This window comes from Streptomyces sp. NPDC002144, from assembly GCF_053593695.1.
Genome location: NZ_JBSFDB010000025.1, coordinates 90616 through 115170 on the forward strand (window position 1 = coordinate 90616; position 24555 = coordinate 115170).

The following is a 24555-nucleotide window of genomic DNA, read 5'->3' on the forward strand; positions in this document are numbered from 1 at the left end:
CACAACGACCCGGTGCGGCAAAACGGGATTTTGCTACAAGTTCCGAAATTTCGCGGTGACGGACGCGCGATGCCATGGCAACGCACCCCTCCTACTGTCACTGCCACGCCGCAACGGCACCAGAACATCGATCACGTCCCCCGGACCGAAATCGCTACTTCCCCCGAAATTCCACTGTGCTCAGCGCCCATGAGACAGGAGCCCCAGAGTGTCCCACCCCTCCAGACGCGGTGTCCTCCAGCTGACCGCCGGCACAGCTCTCCTCGGCAGCCTCGCCCTCGCAGGCTGCGGTCGCGGCAGTGAAAACACCGCGGCCACCGCCTCCGCCAAGCCCGTCGACGACTCCCCGGCCAAGGGAACCGTCAACGTCTGGGCCGCCCAGGGCGATGCCGACGTGCTGGACAAGGTCATCAAGCCCTTCAAGGCCGCGAACCCCAAGCTCACGGTGAAGTTCACGCTGATCCCGAACGCCGAGTACTACACCAAGCTCCAGTCGGCGATCGCGGCGGGCAAGGGGCCCGATGTCGCCCAGTTCTTCCCCGAGGCGCAGGCGCAGTTCCTCGATCCGTCCATTCTGCGCCCCGTCCCGGACGGTCTCGTCGACCCGTCCACCTTCTTCCGCAGTCTGTGGGACGCCGGTGTGGTGAAGAACGTCGCCTACACGGTGCCCTGGTACGCCTACACGTACGCGCTCGTCTATCGCGCCGACCTCGCCAGGAAGGCGGGCGTCAAGGCGCCGACGACATGGGACGACATGGTGCCGTTCTTCAAGGCGCTGCAGCGCGCCGGAGCCGGGCACGGGCTCGGGGCGGACATCGGCTGGGACATCTTCAACGGCCAGGACGTCGCGATGTACGCCTGGCAGGCGGGCGGCTCGCTGCTCTCGGCCGACGGCAAGTGGACGCTCGACACGCCGGCGATGGTCGACGCGATCAAGTACAACGCGTCGTTCTTCACCTCGGGCATCGCCGACACCAGCGGTCCCACCTTCCTCGACGCGCAGCCGTACTTCGTGTCGGGCAAGACCGCCTGCATGATCACCGGCCCATGGGTCGTCGGCCAGCTCGACGCGGTCGCCAAGAAGACCGGCTGGACGGCCTCCGACGTGGCCACCGCACCCCTGCCGGCCGGATCGTCGGGGAGCGTCTCCTTCTCCGCCGGAGGCAGTTGGGGCGTGCTCGCCGACAGCGGCAACGCGGACGCGGCCTGGAAGTTCATTCGGTACCTCTCCAAGCCGAGCACCCAGGTCGCGCAGTACAAGGCGTACAGCTCGCTGCCGGCCGTCGCCTCCGCCTGGGCCAACCCCGCCATCGCGGGCCAGCCGCTGCTGGACGCCTTCCTCTCGCAGCTGAAGAACACCCGGGCGTTCCCGCAGGTGAGCACGTGGCAGCAGGTCGCCACCCGGCTGGGCAAGGAGATGGAGGCCGTCGCCAAGGGCAAGGGGACCGCCGCGAAGGCAGCCGCCAACGTGCAGGCGTACGCCGAGAGTCTCGGCACGGGCAAGGGGTGATCTCCGGATGACCGCCATCATCGGGCCGGCGACGCCGCGCGGTGCGCGCCGGCCCCGGGGCGCCCGGCGAACCGCCGTCGCCTGGCTCTTCCTCGCACCGTTCGCCCTGGTGTTCCTGCTCTACACGGCGATACCCACGATCGCCGCGCTCGGGTTCAGCCTCACCGATCTGCACGGCAGTGACCTGCGGCATCCGCTCGCCGTCAACGTCACCGGAATCCAGAACTACCTCCGGCTGCTGGAGGACCCGACCTTCCTGCGGGACATCCTCAACACTGTCCTGTTCGTGGCCGTCGGTGTGCCGTTGACGATGGGGTTCGGGTTCGTGCTCGCCCTCGTGCTCAACTCCGGCATCCGGCGGCTGCGCGGCGCCTTCCGTACCGTCTTCTTCGCACCGGTCGTCACGAACGTGGTGGCCGTCGCCATGATCTGGCAGTACGCCTTCAACGCCGACGGCACCGTCAACAAGGTGCTCGGTGCCATCGGTTTCGGCGGGCCGAACTGGCTGGACGACACGCACCTGGCCATGCCCGTGGTCATCGCCCTCGGCGTCTGGCGCAACTTCGGCATCGCGATGGTGCTGTTCCTCGCCGGTCTGCAGGCTGTGCCGCAGGACGTGTACGAGGCCGCCTCTCTCGACGGAGCCGGCCGGTGGCGTCAACTCAGGCACATCACCCTGCCGTTGCTGATGCCGACCACGCTGATGGTGTCGGTGCTGCTGACCGTCTTCTACCTCCAGGTGTTCGACGAGCCGTATCTGCTCACGGGCGGCGGCCCGCTGGGCTCCACCGAGTCGATGGCGCTGTACACCTACCACGAGTTCGGCGTCGGCGAGTTCGGCGTGTCCTCGGCGGCGTCCTTCGTGATGCTCCTGCTCGTGACGCTGGTGAGCATCGTCCAGTTCCGAATGCTGAGGCCTCGCGCATGACCACCATCGCCGCACTGCGGAATGCCGAGATCACAGGCGAACGAACGCACGTCCGCCGCCGGTCCGTCGCCCGTCCCCTGCTGTACGGCGCGCTCGTGCTGTGCGCGTTGCTCACGATGCTGCCGTTCGTCTGGGTGCTCAGCGGCTCGCTGCGCAGCCTCGACGAGATCCGCTCCGACCCCGGCGCCTGGCTTCCGCACCACGTCACCCTCGACAACTTCGTACGACTGTTCAGGACCGAGGGCTTCGGCCGGTTCCTGGTCAACAGCGTCGTGGTCGCGGTCATCGTCGTCGCCGGCAACATCGTGGCGGCGTCGGCCGCGGGGTACGCGCTCGCCAAACTGGACTTCGCGGGCAAGCGGATCGCGTTCGGCGCGGTCATGGCGGCGATGATGGTGCCGTTCACCACGGTGTTCGTCACCCAGTTCGTGATCACCGTCGACCTGGGGCTGGCCGACACCCTCACCGGTATCGCCCTGCCCGGTGCGGCGCTGCCCCTGTCCGTGTTCATCATGCGGCAGTACGCCCTGTCGGTCCCCGACGAACTGCTGGAAGCGGCCCGGATCGACGGTGCGGGCGAGTTCCGGATCTTCTTCAGGATCTTCCTGCCCCTTGCGGGCCCCGCTGTCGCGACGATCACGATCATGTCGTTCCTCTTCTCGTGGAACAACTTCATCTGGCCGCTCATCGTCGCGCAGAGCACTTCCAGCTACACGCTGCCGGTGGGCCTCGCCGCCACCAGCCAGGCCGCCGCGCACGTCACCGACTACGGCCTGATGCTCGCCGGCGCGATCGTCGTGATGCTGCCGGTCCTCGTCCTCTTCCTGTTCCTGCAGCGCTACTTCGTGCAGGGCATCTCCGGAACGGGAATGCGGTGACGGCGGTGGACATGGTGGACGTGGTGGAGGCTCCCGCGGGTACGGTCATCGGCCGCCGCACCGGCCGCGTTCGGCGTTTCCTCGGCATCCCGTTCGCCGAAGCACCCGTCGGTGCACGGAGGTTCGCGGCACCGGTGCCACGCGGCCGGTTCACGCAGCCGTTCGACGCGTCCCGGCACGGTGCCACTTCGCAGCGCGTACCACTGTTCACCACGACCACCATTCCGGAACCGTCGGTGCCGGGCGACGATGTACTGAACCTGAGTGTGGTCGCCCCCGCGAGCGGTGTGTCCCGCCCGGTGCTGGTGTGGATCCACGGCGGCGGCTTCCTCGCGGGCAGCCCGGCCAGTCCGTGGTACGACGGCCGCGCCTTCGCCCGCGACGGAATCGTCACGGTGACGCCCGGCTACCGGCTCGGCGTCGACGGGTTCGCCCCGCTGGACGGCGTACCCCCGAACCTCGGGCTGCGCGACCTGCTGCTCGCGCTCGACTGGGTGCGGGAGAACATCGCGGCTTTCGGCGGTGATCCGGGCCGGGTCACCGTGGCCGGCCAGTCGGCGGGCGGCGGGGCGGTGCTCGCGCTGCTCTCCTCACCCCTCGGCAGTGGTCGCTTCCACCGAGCGGTCAGTGTGTCCGGCGGCTTCTTCGAGGTGGACGCGGACGCCGCGCGCTCCTTCGCCGGGCGGCTCGGTGACCGGCTCGGCGTGCCGCCGACGCGCGACGGCTTCGGCGGCCTCACGGTGGAAAGCGTTCAGCAGGGCGTCAGCCTGCTGCGGAGCGAACGTGGCGACGACGGCCCGCTCGTACTCGGTCCGGTCGTCGGCGACGACATCCTTCCGGTCCCCCTTGCCGAGGGACTGGCCGTGCACGGACACGGCGTACCGCTGCTGCTCGGCGCGACGGGCGACGAGTTCGACGGCGGCGCCCCCGGCATCCGCAACGCCGCCGCCCGCGCGGCGGGCACCCGTGTGACGGACACCCTGTTCCGCGCCGCCTGTCCGCGGGCGGCGACCTCGCGTCGCGACGCCACCGCCGGCACCTGGCTGTACTCCTTCGAGTGGCCCTCCCCCGTACTCGGCGGAGCCGTGCACTGCGCCGACATCCCGTTCTTCTTCGACGTACTCGACGCGCCGGGTACCACCGCAGCCCTCGGGACGCAGCCACCCTCGGAACTCGCCACGTCCATGCACGCCGACCTCGCCGCTTTCGTCCACGGCCGGTCACCGGCCTGGGCGCCGGCGACAGGGAGGCTCGGGGATCCCGCTCGCGAGTACGGCAGGCCCGGGGCGACACCGGTGGCCGACACCACGGGTGTGTTCGATCCTGTGGTGGCTTCGGGGTCCGTCAGGTCGGAGGCGTGTTGATGCCCGGGATGAACCAGAGCGCCGTCCGGCGGGTCAACACCTCGGTGATCCTTCGTGCGCTGGCGGTGTCGGCCGGGGCCATGACGCTGGCCGAGCTGTCCGAGCGGGTGGGTCTGTCCCGCCGCACCATCGAGCTCATCCTGGACTCCCTCGTCGACGCGGGCTGGGTCAGCGAGCTCGACCGGGTGCCGGTCAGCGGCTGCGCCGGGCGCCCCGCCCGCCGGTACGTCCTGCGGGCCGACCACGCGCTGCTGGCGGCTGTGCGCGTCAACACCTTTGGTGCCTCCGCGGTCGTCGCCGACGTACGCGGCCGCATCGTCGGCCGGGCGCACGGACCGCTGCGGGTCTACCAGGATCCGCAGGCCACGCTCGACGACGCGGCGGCGCTGGTGCTGGAGGCGCTCGACGACGCGGGCGGCTCGGCCGACCGGCTGCGGGCCGGCGCGATCGCGAGCGGTGGCGCGATCGACGACGACGGCGTCGTACGCCGTCTGGTGCACACCACGCGATGGGAAGGCGTACACCTGCCCGAGGAACTCGAGCGGCGCATCGGCGTGCCGTGGTTCGCGGACAACGACACCAATCTCGGTGCCCTCGCGGAGCGTTGGCGGGGTACGGCGGGTGACCACGACAACGTCGTCTGGGCGATGCTCGGGAACCGGACCGGTCTGGGCATCCTCATACGCGGGGACGTACACCGTGGTTTCGAGGGCGCCGCGGGCGAGATCGCCGAGGCGGTGTCGCTGCCGGCCGGCTCGGTCGAGGACCGTCCCGTGGCGTGGCTGACCTCTCCTGATCCGGTCCGGCGGCGTGTCGCGCTCGGCCGCTTCGAGGCGGCTCGGGCCGGCGATACGGCGGCGCTCGCGGAGGTCGACGAGTTCGTGGAGAACATCGCGTCGATCCTCACCACCCTGTCGTGGACGGTCGCGCCGTCCCTCATCGTGCTCGGCGGCGGGCTGGAGGACGCGGCCGACGTGCTGCTGCCCCGCGTGCGCGAGGCGATGCACAGCGCGCGTACCCCCGCCGTGGAACTGCGCGCCACCGTCCTGGGCTCCGACGGCCCGCTCATCGGCGCCGTCAAGTTCGTGCTCGACCACATGGACACCGAGTTGTTCGGCCCGCCCGTCCCGAGCGCGTGATCGCGCGTCCCACCCGCACTTTCCCCTCACACACGTTCCACCAGAACAGGAGCCCGACCATGACCGGCACCAGCAGGACCGGCGTTCTCATCGTGGGCAGCGGCATCATGGGATCCGTCGTGGCCCGGCTGCTGCGGGACACCGATCCGACGCTGGACATCACCATGGTCGACGGCGGCCGGCCGATCGGTTCGGCCCCCGGTCTGCACCTGCACGACCTCGATGACCCGGCCCTGTGGTCGCGCTACAACGAACGGGTCGCCGTCGGCATCCAGGGCCTGTACACGGGCGCCGAGGTGGTGCGCGACGTCGCGGACAGCCTCACCGGCCTGGCACCCGGCATGTTCCACGCGCTCGCCTTCGGCGAGGACGCCGAGGCGATGCCGGCCGCCGCGCTCGCGTGGAACGCGGGCGGCATGGGAGTGCACTGGACCGCCGCGACGCCCTGGCCCGCCGGCCACGAGGTGTTCGACTTCGGCGACCCGGACCGCTGGGCGACGGACCTGGGCACCGCGCACCGTCTGCTCGCGGTCACGCCCGCCGCCATCGGCCCGACCCCGGTCGGGCAGCGGGTACTGGACGTGCTGCGCCGACGCTACGACGGCGTCGGGACGGACGACCGGCGGCCCCAGCCGATGCCGATGGCGGTCAGCGCGACACTGGTCGGACCCATGCCGCGCACGGCTCCGGGCACGGTCTTCCCCGCGATCGCGGCGGGCGGGGACCCGGCCTTCACCCTCCTGACCGGCACTCTCGCCACGTCCGTCGTCATCGAGGGCGGCCGGGCCGCCGGCGCCCGGCTGCGTCGCGTGTCCGACGGCGCCGAGTCCGAACTCCTCGCGGAGGCCGTGGTGGTGTGCGCCGACGCGCTGCGCACCCCGCAACTGCTGTTCGCGTCCGGCATACGGCCCGCGGCACTGGGGCGTCACCTCAACGAGCACGCGTTCATCAGTGCGCGGGTGCTGCTCGACCTCGACCGGTTCGGCATCCCTCTCGACGCCCTGCCCCTGCCGCGTGACGGCGAGTTCGCCACGGACTCGCTCTGGCTGCCGCACAACGGACCGGCGCAGCCGTTCCACGGGCAGATCATGAACCGCACGTACGTGGACGAGGCCGGCCGCCCCCTGGCGCACTCGGTGGGCCTGTCGCTGTATGCCCCCGTCGAGTCCCGTCCCGAGAACCGGCTCCTCTTCTCGGAGTCGGACACCGACCTCACCGGAATGCCACGGTTCACCGTCGAGTTCGGCTACTCCGACGCCGACCGCGAGCTGATCAGCCGGGCCTTGGAGCAAGCCCGGTCCCTCGCCTCGGAGTTCGGCACGCTCGATCCCGAGACCGAACTGGCCCTGCTCCCACCCGGCTCGTCACTGCACCAGACCGGCACCGTGCGGGCAGGCAGCGCCGACGACGGAACCAGCGTGTGCGATCCCGACGGCCGGGTGTGGGGCTTCGACAACCTGTATCTCGCCGGAAACGGCGTGATACCCACCGCGATGGCCGCCAACGTGACACTGGCCGGCGCGGTGACCGCCGTACGGGCCGCGCGCGCCGTTGCCGAACGCATCACCGCGTCCGCCATCAATTGAGAGGGCTTTGGAACCGTGATCGACATCCCGAAGGAATACCGCGTGGCGCTGCCCGCGTGGATCGATGACGAACTCGCCGACGTACCGGACGTCATCCCTGACCGTGAGGACCGGATGCGCCTCGTGCACCGCCTCGCCGACCGCAACTGGCGTGAGGGCAACGGCGGTCCGTTCGCGGCACTCGTCGCCGAGCAGGGCAGCGGCCGGATCATCTCGGTCGGCGTGAACGTCGTACTCGCCTCCGGTGTCTCCAGCGCGCACGCCGAGGTCCTCGCGCTGGGCCTCGCCCAGAAGGCGACCGGTGGCTGGGACCTCGGGGGCGAGGGCCTGCCGGCGCACGAGCTGGTCGTCAACTGGCGTCCCTGCGTGCTCTGTTACGGCGCGACGATGTGGTCCGGGGTGCGGGGTCTCGTGGTCGCGGGCGAGGGGCCGGACCTGGAGGAGATCACGACCTTCGACGAGGGCCCACTCGGCGCGGACTGGGCCGAACAGTTCGAGGCACGCGGCATCACGATCGTACGGGATGTACTGCGGGACGAGGCACTCGCCGTGTTCCGCGGCTACCGGGACGCCGTCGACGCCCACGGCGTCACCGTCTACAACGCCCGCGCAGGCGCCGTATGACCCTCCTGGATCCGCCGGCACCGCCCACACCCCGCTTCGCGACCGACGTCATCACCTTCTACCACCCGGACTTCTGGGGACTGGACTCCGCCGACGCCCTGCGCCGCTGGGCCCACGACCACCCCCGGCTCTTCTGGGCACGAGTGATGGACGCACTCGCCCAAGCCGGGGTGAGCGGCCTGGAGCTGACCTTCGCGCCCGGCGACATCGACCCGGCTCTGCGCGCCTTCGGCGGCGCGGATGCCTTCCGCCGTGAGCTGGCGGCACACGGCCTGTTCGTGGTGAGCGCGTTCGTCGCCGGCAGCGATGCCCCCGACTGGCTGCAGGGCGGCAACCTGCCCGCGATCGTCGCCGACGCCGAGCGACGCGCCGCCTTCCTCGCCGAGGCGGGGGCGGAACTGCTCGTCACCGGACTGCCGATGCGGCGGACGTTCGGGACGCGGCCGCCGTTCTTCGTGGACGCCGCGTACATGAACCGGATGGCCGACATCGCCCACGCGGTCGGCGAGGCCGTCTCCCGGTACGGCGTGAAGCTCGCCTTCCACACGGAGTCCAACAGCACCCTCTGGTACGAAAGGGACATCGACCTGTTCATGGCCCTGACAGATCCGCGCTACGTGTGGCTGTGCCCCGACTCATGCCACATCGCGCTCGGTGGCGGCGACCCCGTCGCCGTCGCGCGCCGTCACTCCCAGCGCGTCGCGCTCGCGCACTGGAAGGACGCCGTCAAGCCGATCGACGTCGAACTCACCATCGACGAGACGGTCTTCGCCCAGCAGCAGCCCTACATGACCGCACTGGGCACCGGCATCGTGGACTGGAAGGCATGGGCCGACGCGATGTCCCGTACTCCCGGCGCCGACATCGTCCTCGTCGAACTGGACGAGGCGGCCGATCCCGTTGCCGCTCTGCGGGCGGGAAGGGCCGTTGTGGAGAGGGTCCGGGCACTGCCGGGGGTGCGGATGCGGTGATCGCGGTGGGACGGATCACGGACCGGCTCCGGTGCCGCACCCGGCGCCGGAGCCGGTTCTCACCGTCAGCCGAGTCCGTCGGCGCCGACCTGGACGGCGGACTCGTCCAGTAGCGCGCTGCTCACCGGCTGCGGCCGCCCGTCGAGGTCGAGGACCGGGGTCGCCTCCTTGTACCAGGACTCGATCACCGCGTTGCCCCAGAAGTCGCGGCGGCGGTCGTCGTGGACGTTCCAGCGGTACGTCTCGTGGTCGGGGTCGCCGGTGTAGTAGTCGGAGGTGTAGATCTCCACCCGGTGGCCGTCCGGGTCGCGCAGATAGACGTAGAAGGCGTTGGAGACACCGTGCCGGCCGGGCCCGCGCTCGATGTACTTCTCCTCGTGCAGCGCGCCGAAGATGTCGGCGGTGCGCAGCACCTGGTGGGACTCGTGCGTGGCCACACCGAGGTGGTGCAGCCGAGGGCCCGCGCCACCGGTGAAGGCGACGTCGTGGACGGTCTGTTTGCGGTACATCCAGGCCGCGTACAGCTCGTGCTCGTCGCCCTCGATGGTCTCGGAGCAGCCGAAGCCGAGGGACTTGTAGTGGGCGTAGGCGGCGGGAATGTCGGGGGTGCAGATGTTGAAGTGGTCGAGGCGGGCGATCTGGGCGCCGCGGTGGAGGTCGTAACGCTGGATGAGGCGCTCACCGCGCTCGATCTCGTGGAAGAACTCGACCGGGAAGCCCAGCGGGTCGATGACGCGTACGGCGTCGCCGACGCCGACCGTGCCCCCGCCCTTCTTCAACCGCTTGACGGGGCGGCCGAGTTCGGTGAAGAACTTCTCCGCCTTGTCGACGTCGTCCGGAGTGCGGACTCGGTAGGAGATGTGGTCGAGCGCGGCGATCTCACCCTTGCGCAGCACGAGCGAGTGATGGGTGAGTTCGTCGGTCCCGCGCAGGTAGAGGGAGTCGGCGTCCTCGTACTGGATGTGGAAGCCGAGCATGTCCACCCAGAACCAGCGGGCCTTGGCGAGATCCGTGACGGCCAGCTGGGCGTAGGCCGAGCGGACCACGTCCGGTGCGGGTACGGCGGTCATCGGGCGGCTCCGAACCGAGGGGTGTGGACGTCACCGAGCGCGACGTGGACGATCTTGGACTCGGTGTAGAAGTCGATGCTGTGGGCGCCTCCCTCGCGGCCGACGCCCGAGGCCTTGACGCCGCCGAAGGGGGTGCGCAGGTCACGGACGTTGTGGGAGTTGATCCAGAGCATGCCGGACTCGACGGCGTGGGCGATGCGGTGGCCGCGCTTGAGGTTCGAGGTCCAGATGTAGGCGGCCAGGCCGAACCGGGTGGCGTTGGCCAGCTCGACGGCCTCGGCCTCGTCGTCGAAGGGGGCGACGGCGACCACCGGACCGAAGATCTCCTCCTGGAAGATGCGGGCGTCACGGGAGACGTCCGCGAAGACGGTCGGCTGAAGGTAGTTGCCCTCGGTCAGGTGGTCCGGGCGGGCGCCGCCCGCCACCAGCCGGGCCTCCTTCTTGCCGATCTCGACGTAGTTCAGGACGCGCTCGTAGTGCTCGGTGTGGACCAGCGCGCCGACCTCGGTGGCCGGGTCGGACGGCAGGCCGACCTTGACCCGCTCGGCTCGTTCGGCGAGGCGGCGGGTGAACTCCTCGTAGAGCGGGCGCTCGACGAGCACCCGGGAACCCGCCGTGCAGCGCTCGCCGTTGAGCGAGAACACGCCGAAGACCACGGAGTCCAGGGCCGCCTCGATGTCGGCGTCGGCGAAGACGACGACCGGGGACTTGCCGCCCAGCTCCATCGACGTGGTCTTCAGGTGCTCGGCGGAGGACCGGATGATGTGCTTTCCGGTGTCGGTCGAGCCCGTGAAGGAGATCAGCGGCACGTCCGGGTGGTCGACGAGGGCCTGCCCGGCCTCCTCGCCGATGCCGTGGACGATGTTGACGACTCCGGCCGGCACCCCCGCCTCGGCGAGGATCTCCGGCCAGAGCGACGCCGACAGAGGCGTCCACTCGGCGGGCTTGAGGACGAGCGTGCAGCCCGAGGCGAGGGCCGGCGCGAGCTTCCAGCTCTCCAGCATGAACGGGGTGTTCCACGGCGTGATCAGGCCGGCGACCCCGACCGGGGTGCGCACCACGTAGCTGAACTGCTCGTCCCCCTGCCGGAAGGCCTCCTCGCCGAGTGCGACGATCACGTCCGCGAAGTAGCGGAAGTTCTCGGCGGCGCGCCGGGCCTGACCCTTGGCCTGGGTGATCGGCAGACCCGAGTCGTACGACTCGAAGTGCGCGAGGCGGTCGTGGCGCGCCTCGACGGCGTCGGCGATCCGGTAGAGGACGCCGGCGCGCTCGCGGTTGGAGATCGACGACCAGCCGGGGAAGGCGGCCCGCGCCGCCTCGACGGCCCGCTGGACGTCGGCCTGTGCACCGCGCGCGGCCTGTGCGTAGGCGGAGTTGGACACGGGGTCGGTGACGTCGAAGGTGCGGCCGTCCACCGCGTCGACGAGTTCGCCGCCGATCCAGTGCCGGATGATCGAGGGCAGGCCCTCGGGGGTGGTGCTCACTTGCCGGCTCCGATCTGCTGGGTTCCGAGCTGCTGCGTAAGGTCCCCGCCCTCGGCGAGGAGGGCGCGGATGCGGGCGAGGCCCTGGTCGGTGGGGGTGACGAGCGGCGGCCTCACGTGCGCCGACGCGATCCGGCCCTGCTGGGCGAGGACCCACTTGGCCGGTGCCGGGTTGGTCTCCACGAACAGCAGGTCGACCAGCGGGTGCAGGCGGTAGTGCAGGTCCCGGGCGGCCTCGAAGTCGCCGGCCTCCCACAGCTCGTACATGCGCGCCACCGCGTTCGGCGCAAGGTTGGCGACGGCCGACACGAACCCGGCACCGCCGAGAGCCAGCAGAGGCAGGCACAGCAGCTCGATGCCGGACCACACGAGCAGCGAGCGGCCGCAGGCGTGCAGCACGCGGGAGAAGTGCTCGAAGTCCTTGGTGGTCTCCTTGACCCCGACGAAGTTGTCGAAGTCGGTGAACAGCCGCTTCACCGTCTCGGGGGCGATGTCGACCGCGGTGCGGGAGGGCACGTTGTACGCGACGATCGGCAGGTCGGGGAACTCCCGGGCCACCCTCGCGTACCACTGGTACAGCGCCTCCTGGGTGGGACGCGCGTAGTAAGGGGTGATCACTAGTGCCGCGTCGGCGCCCAAGTCCTGGGCAGCGGCCGTCAGTTCGAGGGTCTCGTTCAGCTTGTGCGAGCCGGTGCCGGGCAGGAAGGGCACCCGGTCGCCGATCTCCGCTACGGCCGTGCGCATGGCGGCGATCCGCTCGGCGACAGTCTGCGCGCTGGGCTCGCCGGTGGAACCGCCGAGCGAGATGCCATGCGAACCGGACTCCAGCTGGAAGCGGATCAGGGCGCTCAGGCTGTCGTGGTCGACGTCGCCCTCGTCGGTGAAGGGGGTGACGACCGGGGCGATGGATCCGCGGATGGCGGAGGGGTCACTGCGGAACTTCATGCGGGTTCTCCTTGCGAAGCGGGCGAGGTCTGCGAGGGGTCGTGGCCGCGGCGCCACCGCTCGAACGGTTCGCGCCAGTCGGGACCGAGGGGATACAGCCCGTCGACGCTGTGCCCGGCGCGCACCTGCTCGGTGATGAAGCGCTCCCGCAGCTCCTGCTCCCGGCAGTCGGCGATCAGCTCCTCGGCCAGCTCGGGTGGTACGACCACGACGCCGTCCGCGTCGCCGACGATCAGGTCGCCGGGCTGGACCAAGGCGCCGCCGCAGGCGATGGGCACGCCCGTGTCCCAGGGGACGTGGCGGCGGCCCAGGACGGAGGGGTGCTCGCCACCGTGGTAGACGGGCAGGCCCAGTTCGGTGACCGCGGCACTGTCGCGCAGGCCGCCGTCGGTGACGACCCCGGCCGCGCCTCGCACCTGGGCGCGCAGCGCGAGGATGTCGCCGAGAGTCCCGGCGGAAGTGTCGCGGCGGGCGTCCATGACGAGCACGTGGCCCGGCCGCAGCTCCTCGATCGCCCGCTTCTGGGCGTTCATGCCGTTGCCGAACCTCTTGAAGAGGTCCTCGCGCAGCGGCAGGTAGCGCAGGGTGTGGGCGACGCCGACCATGGTCCGGTCCGGCAGGGTGGGGCGGACGCCGTCGATGGACATGTGCGGCAGGCCGCGGGAACGGAGTTGCGCGCTGAGGGTGGCGACGGCGACCGAGCGCAGCCCGTCCTCGATCCGCCTGTCCAGCAGGGGTGCGGGCGTGTACGCCGTCCCGTACGCGGCCTCCCGCTCCGCCGGATCGGCCTTGGGCATCGCACCGTACGGCTCCAGGGCGGGCCCGGCGGCGACAGGACTGCGCAGGCGGCCGGTGGACAGGCCGCTGCCGGACACTTCCACCTCGACCAGATCACCGGGCACCACTACGGAGGCGCCGGCCGGCGTACCGGTGAGGATGACGTCCCCCGGTTCCAGGGTCACCTGCCGCGACAGGTCCGCGATCAGTTCGCCGAACGGGAACAGCAGGGCGTCGGTGGTGTCGTCCTGGACCAGTTCGCCGTTGACCCACGTCCGCAACCGGAGCGCGGCCGGGTCGAGTTCGCGCGCGTCCAGCAGGCGCGGCCCGATCGGCGTGAAGCCGTCGCCGCCCTTGGAGCGGAGGTTGGAGCCGCGGTCGGCGTAGCGCAGGTCGTACACGCCCGCGTCGTTGGCGGCGGTCACCCAGCGCACGTACTGCCATCCGTCCTCGGGCCGCACCCGCTGTGCGCGCGAGCCGATGACGAGGGCGATCTCGCCCTCGAATCCGAGGAGTTCGCATCCCTCGGGGCGGACGAGTGCGTCCTTCGTGCCCGCGAGCGACGAGGGCGGCTTGAGGAAGTAGGACGGGTGGGCGGGGATCCGGCCGCGCTCCTTGGCGCGGCTCGGGTAGTTGAGATGCAGGGCGATGATCTTCGACGGAGGGTTTCCGAGCGGGTGCGTCATGTCGTCCGTCCGGGATCAGGCGCGGTCGAGGAAGGCCTGGACCCTGGCCTTGTACGGCTCGCGGTCGTAGCTCTTCACGTAGGCGCCGGCCATCCGCACGGGGTCGCCGAAGAAGTAGTACTCGTACAGCGCCTGGCGGCTGGAGAAGGCGGAGATGCAGGTGTCCCACACCAGACGGAACAGCTTCACGCGCTCGGGGCCGGTCAGGGTGGCCGACTGCAGGTACGCCTCGATGTCGGCGGCTGCGGGTCCCTCGATGTCGAGTTCGGTCGGGGTGGCCATCAGGCCGGAGGCGCCGAGCTTGCGCAGGATCTGCGGGAAGCGCTGGTACAGCTTGGGGTAGAGGTTGCGGGCCGCGTTGAGCGGGGCGAAGGCCGGGGTGAGCACGCCGTACTCGTTGACCTCGGCGTCGGCCTCGGCGGCGCGCAGAAAAGCCCGCAGCGTCTCCAGCGTGGCGATGATCTCGGCGATGTCCTCCTGGACGTGCTGGAACTGCTCGATACCGATGGCCTCGGTGAGCAGGGTGACCAGGCCGAGGATGTACTCGGTCTTGGCGGTGGTGCGGGTGACGACCTGATGGGTCATGTGCACCACGGACGACGTCTGCGAGTAGAAGCCGTTGCACAGTTCGGCGTCGCCGAGGGCGAAGCAGCGCTCGTACGGCACGTGCACGTTGTCGAAGACGACCACGCAGTCCGACTCCTCGAAACGGGAGCCGAGGGGGTGGTCGTGGCGGGGACGGTCGTAGTCGAGCGGTTCGCGGGCGATGTAGCGCAGGCCGGGGGTGTCGTTGGGGATGGCGAAGGCGTAGGAGTACGGCTTGTCCTCGGGGGTGCCGCGCAGCACGGTCGAGGGGAAGACGAGCATCTCGTCGGCGAACGGGGCGATGGTGGCCAGCATGCGGGCGCCGTGGATCACTACGCCGTTGTCGTCCTCCTTCACGATCCGCGCGGCCAGCTTGCCGCCGGCCTGCTGGGTACCGGCGACGGAACGGTTGACCTGCGGCGGGATCAGCGTGTGGGTGCACAGGAGGTCCTCTTCGCGGACCTTCTCGTAGTAGCGGCGGATGTTCTCGCCGAATGCGGGGTTGGCCTGGGCGAACCAGTCGGCGGCCGAGGCGAGGGCCATGAGGGAGCTGTTCATGTAGTCGCCGGTGCGGCCGAGCATGCCGTTGCTGTGGTCGGCCCACACCTTGTACGCCTTGCGGCGCTTGACCAGGTCCTCCGGGGTCTTCGGGGTGAGGAAGGAGGTGCCGACCGGCTCGCCGGACGTGGGTGAGGTGTAGGTGAGGACGTCCTTGTGCTCGTCCGAGTGCTGGAGGTCGAACAGTTCGGCGTAGGTGCGGACGACGTTGCGGAAGCCGGGGTGGTCCTGGATGCCGCCGGTGAGGGTCTCGCCCTGGATGTGGACGGTGGGGCGGGAGGCGGCGAGGCGCTCCAGGTATTCCTTGCCGGTGCGTGCGGCCATGGTGGTTCTCCTGGGGAGGTGATCAGCGGGGTGGCGTTTCAGATGAGGTGTTCGATGCCGTCGGTGGACTCGGCCGCGGTGCCGAAGCGGCTCCAGGCGTAGGTGAGGGCGTCGCCGTCACGGTGGCCGAGGTCGGTGACGCGGCCGACGACGAGGGTGTGGTCCCCTCCGTCGTAGGCACGCCATGGCTCGCACTCCACCCATGCCAGGGGGTTGGCGAGGCGGGGTACCCGGGCCGCGGTCGCCCAGCGCGGCTCGGCGGCGCCCTGCACCCCGGCGAACAGCCGGGCCAGCGGCTCCTGCTCGGCACCGAGGATGTTGACGCAGAAGGAGCTGTCGATCAGCTGGTCGTGGCAGCGGGCGCGTCGGGCGACGCTGACGAGCACCAGTGCGGGATCGGCGGAGACGGACGTGAAGGAGTTCATGGTCGCGCCCCGGGGACCGTCCTCGCCCGCGTACGTCACGACGGTGACGCCGGTGGCGAACCGGGACATGCAGGCGCGCAGGGCGCCGGGGCTGGGCGGGGCGAGGGCTTGGGACATCGGGAGGACTCCTTGAGTGGATCGCCGGCTGTGTCCTTCGCGAGGCGGGGGAGGGCCGGCGCCGGTCCCGCAGGCCGGTGGGCGAAGCGGTAGAGATGCTGCTCGAAGCATGTAATCAAAGCTTTGATTATTTGGACGGTACCTGGGCCGCTCGCTGTTGGGAAGCCCCGGAGCGGGAGAATTCAGTGACCGCGGGCGATCCACTCCTGAAGATGCGGAGCCTCGGCCCCGATGGTCGTGGTCCTTGCCCCCCGGGCCGCCGGCGATGAGCGTGTCGCCGGTGGGAGCCAGCAGCCGAGGATGACGAAATCACCCAGGGTGACCTCGGTGACACCCTCGCCGACCGCTTCGACGACTCCCGCCGCCTCGTGACCGAGCAGAAAGAGGAAGTCGTCGCCGATGGCGCCCTCCCGGTAGTGCAGGTCGGTGTGGCACACCCCGCAGGCCAGCACCCGCACCAGGGCCTCGCCCGGCCCCGGGTCGGGTACCAGGATGGTCTCCACCGACACGGGTGCACCCTTGCCGCGGGCGACAACAGCCCTCACCTCCTGGGACATGTCTGTTCTTCCTCTCGTAAGACGGGTGAGCGTTGCGGCTAACGCGATGCCCAGGTGGTGCGGAGATCCCGCCGCAGACGCCCGAACTCCCTGGGGCTGTCGACGGCGAGCACGCCGGCGATCTCGCCGTCACGTCGGTACACGGCCGTGAAGCTGTCGTCGTACGAGCCCGAGACGAGTTCGAGCCGGTCGTCGGCGCCGGGCCGGCCGGCGATCTGGACGTGGACGCCGTACTGGTCCGACCAGACGTAGGGCAGCGGGTCGTGGGCCGGCTGTGTCATCGGGTCCTCGCCGCGCAACTCCGCCAGCAGCGACCGGGCGGCGATGACCGGCATGTCCCGCGCGTTCGTCCAGTGCTCGATGCGCAGCCGACCGGCACGGCAGCGGTACGCGGCCACATCGCCCGCCGCGACCACCCCCGGCACGGTGGTCCGGCACCACTCGTCCGTGAGAACGCCGTTGTCGCAGTCGACACCGGAGCCCGCCAGCCACTCGGTGTTGGGCACCGCTCCCACTCCGACGACCACCACGTCCGCGGGCAGGAAACGGCCGTCGGACAACGCCACCGCCCGCACCCCGTGCTCGCCGAGGAGGCCGGTGACACCCACTCCGGTCACCAGGGTGACGCCGTGGTCCGTGTGCAGGCGGGCCAGGACGCCGGCGGCCTCGGGGCCCAGTTGCCGCAGCAGCGGCCTCTGTTCGTACTCGACGATGGTCACCTCGTGGCCGAGGGAACGCGCCACGGAGGCGACCTCGGCACCGATGAACCCGCCTCCCACCACGACCACCCGGCCCGGCTGGGACAGGTCCTTGCGCAGTCGGTGTGCGTCGTCCAGGGTGCGGAGGGTGTGCACCCCGTCGAGCGGCGGCATTCCGGGGAGTGTGCGAGCGCGGGCGCCCGTCGCGATGGCCACGCCGTCCACGCGCAGGCTTCGCCCGTCGGCGAGGGTGAGGGACCGTGAGGACGGATCGAGGGCGGTGGCGCGGGTACCGAGCAGCCACTCGGCGTCGAGCACGGCCAGCAGGTCGTCGTCCGTCAGCGCGATGTCCTGGGCTTCGTACGTGCCCAGCAGCACCTGCTTGGACAGCGGAGGCCGGTCGTAGGGCTGCGAGGTCTCCTCGCCGACCAGGACGAGACGCCCGTCGTGGCCTTCGGCGCGCAGGGCCTCGGCGGCCCGGACACCGGCCAGTCCGGTGCCGACGACGGCGATCGTGGTCATCGCGCGGTCTCCGCGGCCGGCGCCACCGAGGACGCGTCGACGCACACCATGCCGTCGACGACCTGGACGGCGTGCGTACGGATGGGCCGCCGCGCCGGCGGACAGTCGGGCTTGCCGGTCCGCAGGTCGAACCGTGACTCGTGCAGCGGGCACTCGATCTCATGGCCGTCCAGCCAGCCGTCGGAGAGCGAGGCGGTCTCGTGGGAGCAGGTGTCGTCGACGCAGAAGACGCGTTCGCCGACCTTGACGAGCGCCAGGGGAACCGGCACGTCGGGCCTGGCAATGCGGGTGACCACACCGGGGGTGAGGTCCGCGAGCGGACAGAGCTGGATCACTGTGCCGCCCCCTTCACGCCCTGGGCGTCATGACGCATGAGGACCGATTCCGGCCCGCGGAACATCCAGCCGACCAGGTTCGGAGTGCCGGTGACGCGCAGCCCGGCGAGCGATGCGAACAGCGCGGGCACCGCGGTACGGAGCTGCTCCCGCGCCAGATAGGTGCCCAGGCAGTAGTGGGCGCCCAGCGAGAAGGCGAGGTGGTCCGAGAGTTCGGGGCGGTCGATGTCGAAGGCGTCCGGGGCGGCGAACTTGCGGTCGTCCCGGTTGGCCGACGCGGCGAGCGCGAGCAGCTTGTCCCCGGCCCGTAGCGTCACGTCCCCCACCGTGTGGTCGACGGCGAGCTGCCGCGGGAAGGCCCCGACGGGGGTGAGCCAGCGCATCGTCTCCTCGATGGCCGCGTCGAGGGCCTCGGAGTCGGCCAGCACGCGGTCGCGCAGCTGGGGCTGTTCGCACAGCTGCCAGACCAGCGTGGCGAGCGCGTGCCAGGGCTCGTTGAAGCCGCCGGAGATCATCAAACGCACCTGAGTGGCGATCTCCTCGACGGTCAGCGGCTCGGCGAGTTCGGCGTGCACCATCGCGGAGATCACGGTGTGATCCGGTGCGGCCGTCACGCGGGCCACGGCCTCGCGGACCAGCTCCCCCACCTCGGATCTGGCGCGTCCGGCACGCTCCCAGACCGCCGGGTCGTCGTCGTGGTTGGCCAGACCCGCGATGAAGGCACGCGACCACTGGACCACCTGCTCGGTGTTCACGTCGGGCAGCCCGGCGGTCCGCATCAGCGCCTGAGCGGCGAAGGGCGCCGCGAAGTCCGACACGAGGTCGAACTCCGGCGTGGAAGTGAGCCCTTCGGCGAGTTCCGTGGCGTGCGCGGTGAGCCCCGCCGACCACTGCCGGCGCACGTTGCGGCGCTTGAGCGGGCCGTCCACCGCGGAGCGCAGCCTGCGGTGGGCGTCGCCGTCGGTACGGATCATGACCAGGCCCATGGTGCGTTCGGCGAGGGAGTTCTCCTGGTGCGCGCCGAAGATCTCGGGGTGCTCGTCGACGAAGACGACGTCTTCGTAGCGGCTGACGAGCCACATGCCGAGCCCGGCCGACCAGGCCCAGGGCTCCTGGTCCCTGAGCTCGCGGTAGACGGGGTACGGGTCGGCGTAGAGGTCTTTGCTGGTGAGATTTCTTGCGATGGGCATAGCGGCTCCTCACGGTGTCGGCCGCATCGGGAAGGGGATGTCGGCCGCATCGGGCTGCAACGACTGTGCGGTACGCCACGTGAGCACGGAATACTCTGGAATCCAGCAATACACCGGCAATAACCACAGGATTCCTGAGGTACGAGCTCATGACGCTCTCCCTGCGCCAGCTCCGGTTCTTCGTGGCGGCGGCCGAGGCCGGAACCATCGCGGGCGCCGCCGCACGCGAGCACATCTCCCAGTCCACGATCGCCCTGGCCGTCAGCGAGCTGGAGCGCACCCTCGGCGTCCAGCTCTTCCTGCGCCGCCAGGCCAAGGGGCTGACCATCACCCAGGCCGGCCTGGCCGTGCTCGCGGACGCGCGCCCGCTGCTCGCCCACGCGGACGAACTCGTCTCCAGTGCACGCAACCTGGGCGGGGGGCTCTCCGGCAACCTGACCGTCGGCTGCTACACGACCCTGGCCCCGTTCCTGATGCCCGGCGTCCTGGAGGGTTTCGCCGCCGAACATCCGACGGTGCGACTGAGCTTCGTGGAGGGCACCCAGGTGGAACTGCAGGAGAAACTCCTCGACGGCAGCTGCGAAATTGCCTTGCTGTACGACCTCGACCTGCAGCAGGGCATCCAGCAGGAGACGCTGTACATCACCCGCCCGCACGTGCTGCTGGCCCGCACTCACCCCCTGGCCGGGCAGGCACCGGTGAGCCTGCACGACCTCGCGGACGAACCGATGATCATGCTCGACAACCCGCCGAGCCGGCGGTACTTCACGGAACTGCTCGCCTCGCTCGGCATCCGGCCCGTGATCCGGCACACGACGAGCAGCTTCGAAACGGTGCGCTCACTGGTGGCGCGGGGCCTCGGCTACTCACTTCTGATCCAGCGGCCCACCTCCGGCGTCAGCCACGAGGGCGTACCGCTGGCCGAATGCGAGATCCGGGAGGAGGTCGCCGACATGCCCGTACTTCTGGCCTGGCCCGCCCGCGCCAAGCTGACCCGGCGAGCCAAGGCGTTCGCCGACTTCTGCCACCGCACCCTCGCGGCCGGACCCGCACGGCCGGCGATCGAGGACCGCGATCTTCTGTAACACCGCCTGTCCGCCAGTGGCATACCGGGAATGTCGACAACGCCGACTTCCGAAGCTTTCGGTACTGGCCGTTTCGTTTCGTTACTGCTTTCCGGAAAGGCACCGGCTCACGACCGCCGCCGTGCGGGCGGGCCGAAGGCCCTGTCGGCCCCCGTCCTACACTCCTGGTGTGAACCACGAGCACCCGGACAACGAGGACCTGCATTTCTGGTCGTTCATCGATCACGCGGTCCACCGCGCGAGCCGTGAGCTGCCCGGCGTCGATCCGCTGGCGATGCGATTGGTGCTCAGCCTCACCCGGGCCGCGAACATGCTGGTCTACGACCTGGAATCCACCGTCCACCGTCCCCGTGGGTGGTCGTGGCCCGGCTTCCGCGTGCTGTTCGCGATCTGGCTGACGGGCCCCGTGGAGGCGAAGAAGGTCGCCGAGCTCTCCGGTATGAGCCGCGCGGCCGTGTCGGCGTTGGTGAACACGCTGGAGCGGGACGGCCTCGTCAGCAGGACACGCTCGCCGCACGACGGCCGCGCGGTCGACCTCAACCTCACCGAGAGCGGTCTGCAGGCCATCACCGCGGCTTTCCAGGCGCACAACGAACGCGAACAGGAGTGGGCGGGCTCGCTCAGCACGGACGAACAGAATACGCTCGTCACACTGCTGGAGAAGCTCACCGCCCACTCCCTGCGGTTCGAGGTCAGGCAACGGACGTGACTGTGGCTACCTGACCAGGTTCCGCTGTGAGCCGAGTCCGGTGATCTCGCTCTCCATCACGTCGCCCGCGCGCAGGAACCGGCCGTAGTGCGAGCCGTTCCCCTGGGGGGAGCCGGTGATGACCATGTCGCCCGGCCGCAGCGTCACCCGGTGCGAGATGTACGAGACGAGGGCCGCCACACCGAAGATCATGTCGTTGGTGTTGCCCTTCTGCATGACCTTGCCGTTGAGCCGGAGCGTGATGTCCAGGTCCTGCGGGTCGGGCACGAAGCGCGCCGGCACGAGGTACGGGCCCGTGGGATAGAACGTGGGCTGGTTCTTCGCCCGCATCCAGTCGGTGCCCATCATCGGAATGTCCGGTCGCGCCACCAGGCTGCGCGTCGTCAGGTCGTTGCAGATGGTGTATCCGGCGACGTGGGCCAGTGACTCGTCGTGGCTCACCTCGCGGGCCTCGCGTCCGATGATCACGCCGAGTTCGAGTTCCCAGTCGTGGTTCTCGCCGAGGGAGGGCAGGACGACGTCGTCGTGCGGGCCGCTGATCGCGGACGGGACGCCCACCCAGACGTAGGGCTCGCCGTGCGCGGCGCGCTCGTCGATCTCCCGGGCGGCCTGCTCGCGCAGTTCCTCCTCGGAGGCGTCCGCGTTCCCGAGGCGGTGCGCCACGGTGATCTGGATGACGTGCTCACGGTAGTTGGCCCCGGCGGCGAGGATCTGGCCCGGCGGCTGGACCGGGGCGAGCACCGTGAGTTCGCCGACCGGCCGCCCGTCACCCTCGGGTGCGTCGGCCAGGGACTGGAGCGCTTCCAGCGACGTGTCCCAGTCGGCCAGCAGGTCCGAGGTGGTCGTGGCCGCGGGCAGGACGGTCCGGGTGTCGTACACCGTGTCGGCCACGACGATGCCGGGGAACGGACCGGACTGTCCGTCGGTGAACGTGCCCAGGGAGAAGGGGGTCTGGCTCATGGCTACCTCATGCTTTCCGGCGGGTGTGGGCGAACTCCGCGTATTCCTGGAGCAGTGCGCTGTCGTCCACAGCGCCCAGGTCCACGACGTCGCTCAGGGAGGCTCCCTGCAGCAGGCGCTTGACCGGCACCTCTATCTTCTTTCCGGTGCGGGTGTGCGGGATCCCGCGCATGGGCACGACCTCGTCCGGCACGTGCCGCGGTGACAGCTCCTCGCGGAGCGCGTCGTTGATGCGCCGTGTCACCGCTTCGGCGTCGGTGTCCTCCTGCAGGGCGACGAACAGCGGCATGTAGTAGGCGTCCTCGCCCAGTTCGGCACCGACCACGAGGGCTTCGCGGACCTCGGGCAGCGCCTCGACGACCCGGTAGATGTCCGCCGGTCCCATGCGCACGCCCTGCCGGTTCAGCGTGGAGTCCGAGCGGCCGTGGATGACGCTGCTGCCGTCGGGCTCGAACTCGATGAAGTCACCGTGCCGCCAGGCTCCGGCGTACACGGAGAAGTAGCTCTCGTGGTAGCGCCGGCCGTCCGGGTCGTTCCAGAAGGACAGGGGCATCGAGGGCATCGGCTGCGTGATCACCAGTTCGCCCCGCCTGCCGACGACGGGCTTGCCGTCCTCGTCCCACGCCGCGACGCAGACGCCCAGGGCGGGTGCCTGGATGCGTCCCACGCGGACGGGCAGTGTGGGGGCCCCGCCGACGAAGATCGAGCACACGTCGGTGCCGCCGCTCATGGACGTCAGCCACACGTCGCCGAGCCGGTCGTAGACCCAGCGGAATCCGTCGGTGGACAGCGGTGATCCGGTCACCTGCAAGGTCCGCAGCGCCCCGGCCTCGGGGGCGAGACCGGCCTTGAGACAGGCGTGCAGGTAGCCGGCGCTGACGCCGAGTGTGTCGACTCCCTGTTCAGCGGCGACGCGGAAGACGCGGCCCAGGTCGGGGCGGACCGGGTTGCCGTCCAGCAGAACGATCGTGGCGCCGACCGCGAGTCCGGAGACCAGCATGTTCCACACCACCCAGCTGGTGCTGGCGACGGTCAGGTAGCGGTCGCCTGCCCGCAGGTCCGCGTGCAGCCGCAGAACCTTCAGGTGTTCCAGCAGGACACCGCCGTGGCCGTGCACGATGCCCTTGGGCGCCCCGGTGGTACCGGAGGAGAACAGCACCCACAGCGGGTGGTCGAAGGGCAGGTCGTCGAACTCCGGCTCGCCTCCCCCGGCGGTGACCGTGCCCCAGAGCGACACGGGGCGGTCCGCCGTGGGCAGGCTACCGGGATGGAGGTGATCGACCCAGAGCACATGCTCCGCCGACGGCAGCCGGTCGATCACGGTGAGCATCTCGTCGGTGCGCTCGTGCGTCCGTCCGCCGTAGTGGTAGCCGTCCGTGAGCAGAAGGACCTTGGGCTCCAGCTGGGCGAACCGGGAGAGCACCCCGTCCGCGCCGAACTCCGGGGAGCACACCGACCAGACGGCCCCCACCGCGGCACAGGCGAGCAGCCCCACGACTACCTCCGCACGGTTGGGCAGGACGGCGGCCACTCGGTCACCGCGGGCCACGCCCATCCGGCGCAGCGCGGCGGAGAGGGCGGCGACCTGGCCGCGCAGGCCGGCTCGGGAGAGCTGGTGGGACGTGCCGTCGTCGTCCACGACGACGAGCGCCTCTTCCGGGCAGCGGCGCAGCACGTGCTCGGCGTAGTTCACGGTACGGCCGGGAAACCAGGTGCCTCCGGGCATCTCCTGCGGAGCCACCGGGCCAGCCGCGGTACCACCGAGTCGTACGTCCTCGAACTCGGCGACGGACTCCCAGAACCGGCCGAGGTCCTCCGTCGACCAGCGCCACAGATCGAGGTAGTCGGCACCGCCGCCGTAGTCCTTCAACGTACGGCGGTAGCGAGCCAGTTCACTGCCCTCCTGCCGCGCGGGGCTCGGCGTCCACAGGATGTCGTGCGCGGTGCTCATGAGATGGCGGTGTCGACGGGCAGGGCGCCGAGGAGGACGAAGGCCACCCGGCAGGTCGTGTCACTGCGGTTGGACCAGGAGTGGCTCGTGCCCCGCTGGATGATCACGTCACCGGCCCGGGCGAGGACTTCCCCCTCGTCCAGCAGCAGCCATATCTCGCCCTCCAGGACAAGGGCGTAGTCCAGGCTGTCCGTGCGGTGGAACCAGAAGTGGCGGTCGCCGTCGCTGTGGTCCGCGGCGTCGCGGGCGTGCTCGCCGTCGATGTCGCCGAAGAGGGAGTCGGCGGCGGCGTCCGTGTACGCGCTGTCGGGCGGGAAGCTCGCGATCCGGAAGACCGTTCCGCCGAGCTTGGGGTACATCGGCACCTGGACGTCGGCGGAGGCCGCGTCCTGGTTGCCGTCGTTGCTGACATCGCCCGGTTCGGTCTGCCAAGGGACGGTCGCGCCGAACCCCTCGACCGTGTCGGAGACGAAGACGTTGGGGGCCGGGCCGTCGTTGACGACCGTCGAGCGGCCGTCGGCGGTGTGGCCGGTGACGATGCGCCGTACCGGCTTCACGGTGTGCGGGTTGGTCATCTG

22 protein-coding genes and 1 pseudogene are annotated in these 24555 nt (G+C 70.5%); 10 read left to right on the forward strand and 13 right to left on the reverse strand.

The annotated features are described in order from the left end of the window. The first annotated feature begins 208 nt into the window (after nucleotides 1-208). From ACWCQ1_RS32240 to ACWCQ1_RS32275, 8 genes are read left to right on the forward strand one after another with little or no spacing between them, the layout of a single operon-like run. Nucleotides 209-1510, forward strand: coding sequence for an extracellular solute-binding protein (locus ACWCQ1_RS32240; RefSeq protein ID WP_451027973.1), 1302 nt, complete (start codon nucleotides 209-211; stop codon nucleotides 1508-1510). Nucleotides 1511-1517: 7 nt separating this feature from the next. Next, complete coding sequence (locus ACWCQ1_RS32245; protein WP_133046998.1) at nucleotides 1518-2438, forward strand: carbohydrate ABC transporter permease; 921 nt, start codon at nucleotides 1518-1520, stop codon at nucleotides 2436-2438. Next, nucleotides 2435-3316 (forward strand): carbohydrate ABC transporter permease, encoded by an 882-nt coding sequence (locus tag ACWCQ1_RS32250; protein ID WP_451027974.1) that lies wholly within the window; start codon nucleotides 2435-2437, stop codon nucleotides 3314-3316. The genes ACWCQ1_RS32245 and ACWCQ1_RS32250 overlap by 4 nt, the downstream gene beginning before the upstream one ends. Next, entirely contained in the window at nucleotides 3313-4680 is a 1368-nt protein-coding gene (locus ACWCQ1_RS32255; RefSeq protein ID WP_358604565.1) for a carboxylesterase family protein, read from the forward strand. Before ACWCQ1_RS32250 ends, ACWCQ1_RS32255 begins: the two co-directional genes overlap by 4 nt. A gap of 8 nt (nucleotides 4681-4688) precedes the next feature. Then, nucleotides 4689-5819, forward strand: a complete 1131-nt coding sequence (locus ACWCQ1_RS32260; RefSeq protein ID WP_358604562.1) for an ROK family transcriptional regulator — start codon at nucleotides 4689-4691, stop codon at nucleotides 5817-5819. A gap of 59 nt (nucleotides 5820-5878) precedes the next feature. Continuing rightward, on the forward strand, nucleotides 5879-7405 hold the full coding sequence (locus ACWCQ1_RS32265; protein WP_451027975.1) for a GMC oxidoreductase: 1527 nt from the start codon (nucleotides 5879-5881) through the stop codon (nucleotides 7403-7405). A gap of 15 nt (nucleotides 7406-7420) precedes the next feature. Then, entirely contained in the window at nucleotides 7421-8029 is a 609-nt protein-coding gene (locus ACWCQ1_RS32270; RefSeq protein ID WP_358604556.1) for a nucleoside deaminase, read from the forward strand. Next, the gene (locus ACWCQ1_RS32275) at nucleotides 8026-9000 is read left to right on the forward strand and encodes a sugar phosphate isomerase/epimerase family protein (protein ID WP_451027976.1); all 975 of its coding nucleotides are present in this window, start codon (nucleotides 8026-8028) and stop codon (nucleotides 8998-9000) included. Before ACWCQ1_RS32270 ends, ACWCQ1_RS32275 begins: the two co-directional genes overlap by 4 nt. A gap of 65 nt (nucleotides 9001-9065) precedes the next feature. Here ACWCQ1_RS32275 and hpaD read toward each other — a convergent pair whose 3' ends face one another. From hpaD to ACWCQ1_RS32325, 10 genes and pseudogenes are all read right to left on the reverse strand, one after another. Continuing rightward, nucleotides 9066-10070, reverse strand: coding sequence for a 3,4-dihydroxyphenylacetate 2,3-dioxygenase (gene hpaD, locus ACWCQ1_RS32280; protein ID WP_358604550.1), 1005 nt, complete (start codon nucleotides 10068-10070; stop codon nucleotides 9066-9068). Then, nucleotides 10067-11554 (reverse strand): 5-carboxymethyl-2-hydroxymuconate semialdehyde dehydrogenase, encoded by a 1488-nt coding sequence (gene hpaE, locus ACWCQ1_RS32285; RefSeq protein WP_451027977.1) that lies wholly within the window; start codon nucleotides 11552-11554, stop codon nucleotides 10067-10069. The genes hpaD and hpaE overlap by 4 nt, the downstream gene beginning before the upstream one ends. Next, nucleotides 11551-12498, reverse strand: a complete 948-nt coding sequence (gene dapA, locus ACWCQ1_RS32290) for a 4-hydroxy-tetrahydrodipicolinate synthase (RefSeq protein ID WP_451027978.1) — start codon at nucleotides 12496-12498, stop codon at nucleotides 11551-11553. The genes hpaE and dapA overlap by 4 nt, the downstream gene beginning before the upstream one ends. Further along, nucleotides 12495-13961: a fumarylacetoacetate hydrolase family protein gene (locus ACWCQ1_RS32295; protein WP_451027979.1), complete on the reverse strand. Its 1467-nt coding sequence runs from the start codon at nucleotides 13959-13961 to the stop codon at nucleotides 12495-12497. Before ACWCQ1_RS32295 ends, dapA begins: the two co-directional genes overlap by 4 nt. A gap of 15 nt (nucleotides 13962-13976) precedes the next feature. Continuing rightward, nucleotides 13977-15428: a 4-hydroxyphenylacetate 3-monooxygenase, oxygenase component gene (gene hpaB / locus ACWCQ1_RS32300; RefSeq protein WP_358604029.1), complete on the reverse strand. Its 1452-nt coding sequence runs from the start codon at nucleotides 15426-15428 to the stop codon at nucleotides 13977-13979. Nucleotides 15429-15466: 38 nt separating this feature from the next. Further along, nucleotides 15467-15970 (reverse strand): flavin reductase family protein, encoded by a 504-nt coding sequence (locus tag ACWCQ1_RS32305; protein WP_358604032.1) that lies wholly within the window; start codon nucleotides 15968-15970, stop codon nucleotides 15467-15469. A 248-nt stretch (nucleotides 15971-16218) separates the two neighbouring features. After that, nucleotides 16219-16527 (reverse strand): annotated as a pseudogene (locus ACWCQ1_RS32310) (alcohol dehydrogenase catalytic domain-containing protein); the annotation flags it as partial. A gap of 38 nt (nucleotides 16528-16565) precedes the next feature. Beyond that, nucleotides 16566-17747: an NAD(P)/FAD-dependent oxidoreductase gene (locus ACWCQ1_RS32315; protein ID WP_358604037.1), complete on the reverse strand. Its 1182-nt coding sequence runs from the start codon at nucleotides 17745-17747 to the stop codon at nucleotides 16566-16568. After that, nucleotides 17744-18082 (reverse strand): bifunctional 3-phenylpropionate/cinnamic acid dioxygenase ferredoxin subunit, encoded by a 339-nt coding sequence (locus tag ACWCQ1_RS32320; protein WP_133047012.1) that lies wholly within the window; start codon nucleotides 18080-18082, stop codon nucleotides 17744-17746. Before ACWCQ1_RS32320 ends, ACWCQ1_RS32315 begins: the two co-directional genes overlap by 4 nt. After that, a complete protein-coding gene (locus ACWCQ1_RS32325) occupies nucleotides 18079-19272 on the reverse strand; it encodes a cytochrome P450 (protein ID WP_451027980.1) in 1194 nt (397 codons plus the stop codon). The genes ACWCQ1_RS32320 and ACWCQ1_RS32325 overlap by 4 nt, the downstream gene beginning before the upstream one ends. A 149-nt stretch (nucleotides 19273-19421) precedes the next feature. On the opposite strand from ACWCQ1_RS32325, the gene ACWCQ1_RS32330 reads away from it, so the two are divergent. After that, nucleotides 19422-20357 carry a LysR family transcriptional regulator gene (locus ACWCQ1_RS32330; RefSeq protein ID WP_451027981.1) on the forward strand — a complete coding sequence of 312 codons (936 nt, stop codon included), beginning with the start codon at nucleotides 19422-19424 and terminating at the stop codon, nucleotides 20355-20357. 169 nt (nucleotides 20358-20526) lie between these two features. Continuing rightward, nucleotides 20527-21066, forward strand: coding sequence for a MarR family winged helix-turn-helix transcriptional regulator (locus ACWCQ1_RS32335; RefSeq protein ID WP_451027982.1), 540 nt, complete (start codon nucleotides 20527-20529; stop codon nucleotides 21064-21066). Nucleotides 21067-21072: 6 nt separating this feature from the next. Here ACWCQ1_RS32335 and ACWCQ1_RS32340 read toward each other — a convergent pair whose 3' ends face one another. The 3 genes from ACWCQ1_RS32340 to ACWCQ1_RS32350 are packed head-to-tail and all read right to left on the reverse strand — an operon-like array spanning nucleotide 21073 to nucleotide 24552. After that, nucleotides 21073-22026: a fumarylacetoacetate hydrolase family protein gene (locus ACWCQ1_RS32340; protein ID WP_451027983.1), complete on the reverse strand. Its 954-nt coding sequence runs from the start codon at nucleotides 22024-22026 to the stop codon at nucleotides 21073-21075. A 7-nt stretch (nucleotides 22027-22033) separates the two neighbouring features. Then, a complete protein-coding gene (locus ACWCQ1_RS32345) occupies nucleotides 22034-23977 on the reverse strand; it encodes an acetoacetate--CoA ligase (protein WP_451027984.1) in 1944 nt (647 codons plus the stop codon). Continuing rightward, nucleotides 23974-24552, reverse strand: coding sequence for a cupin domain-containing protein (locus ACWCQ1_RS32350; protein WP_133047017.1), 579 nt, complete (start codon nucleotides 24550-24552; stop codon nucleotides 23974-23976). The genes ACWCQ1_RS32345 and ACWCQ1_RS32350 overlap by 4 nt, the downstream gene beginning before the upstream one ends. Nucleotides 24553-24555 lie beyond the last annotated feature (3 nt).

Coding starts and splice junctions, on each gene's coding strand:
- ACWCQ1_RS32245 (WP_133046998.1), top strand. CDS start 1,518: ATGACCGCCATCATCGGGCCGGCGACGCCGCGCGGTGCGCGCCGGCCC.
- ACWCQ1_RS32275 (WP_451027976.1), top strand. CDS start 8,026: ATGACCCTCCTGGATCCGCCGGCACCGCCCACACCCCGCTTCGCGACC.
- ACWCQ1_RS32265 (WP_451027975.1), top strand. CDS start 5,879: ATGACCGGCACCAGCAGGACCGGCGTTCTCATCGTGGGCAGCGGCATC.
- ACWCQ1_RS32345 (WP_451027984.1), bottom strand. CDS start 23,977: ATGAGCACCGCGCACGACATCCTGTGGACGCCGAGCCCCGCGCGGCAG.
- ACWCQ1_RS32340 (WP_451027983.1), bottom strand. CDS start 22,026: ATGAGCCAGACCCCCTTCTCCCTGGGCACGTTCACCGACGGACAGTCC.
- ACWCQ1_RS32315 (WP_358604037.1), bottom strand. CDS start 17,747: ATGACCACGATCGCCGTCGTCGGCACCGGACTGGCCGGTGTCCGGGCC.
- ACWCQ1_RS32330 (WP_451027981.1), top strand. CDS start 19,422: ATGACGCTCTCCCTGCGCCAGCTCCGGTTCTTCGTGGCGGCGGCCGAG.
- hpaD (WP_358604550.1), bottom strand. CDS start 10,070: ATGACCGCCGTACCCGCACCGGACGTGGTCCGCTCGGCCTACGCCCAG.
- ACWCQ1_RS32250 (WP_451027974.1), top strand. CDS start 2,435: ATGACCACCATCGCCGCACTGCGGAATGCCGAGATCACAGGCGAACGA.
- hpaB (WP_358604029.1), bottom strand. CDS start 15,428: ATGGCCGCACGCACCGGCAAGGAATACCTGGAGCGCCTCGCCGCCTCC.
- ACWCQ1_RS32260 (WP_358604562.1), top strand. CDS start 4,689: ATGAACCAGAGCGCCGTCCGGCGGGTCAACACCTCGGTGATCCTTCGT.
- ACWCQ1_RS32350 (WP_133047017.1), bottom strand. CDS start 24,552: ATGACCAACCCGCACACCGTGAAGCCGGTACGGCGCATCGTCACCGGC.
- dapA (WP_451027978.1), bottom strand. CDS start 12,498: ATGAAGTTCCGCAGTGACCCCTCCGCCATCCGCGGATCCATCGCCCCG.
- ACWCQ1_RS32295 (WP_451027979.1), bottom strand. CDS start 13,961: ATGACGCACCCGCTCGGAAACCCTCCGTCGAAGATCATCGCCCTGCAT.
- ACWCQ1_RS32325 (WP_451027980.1), bottom strand. CDS start 19,272: ATGCCCATCGCAAGAAATCTCACCAGCAAAGACCTCTACGCCGACCCG.
- ACWCQ1_RS32305 (WP_358604032.1), bottom strand. CDS start 15,970: ATGTCCCAAGCCCTCGCCCCGCCCAGCCCCGGCGCCCTGCGCGCCTGC.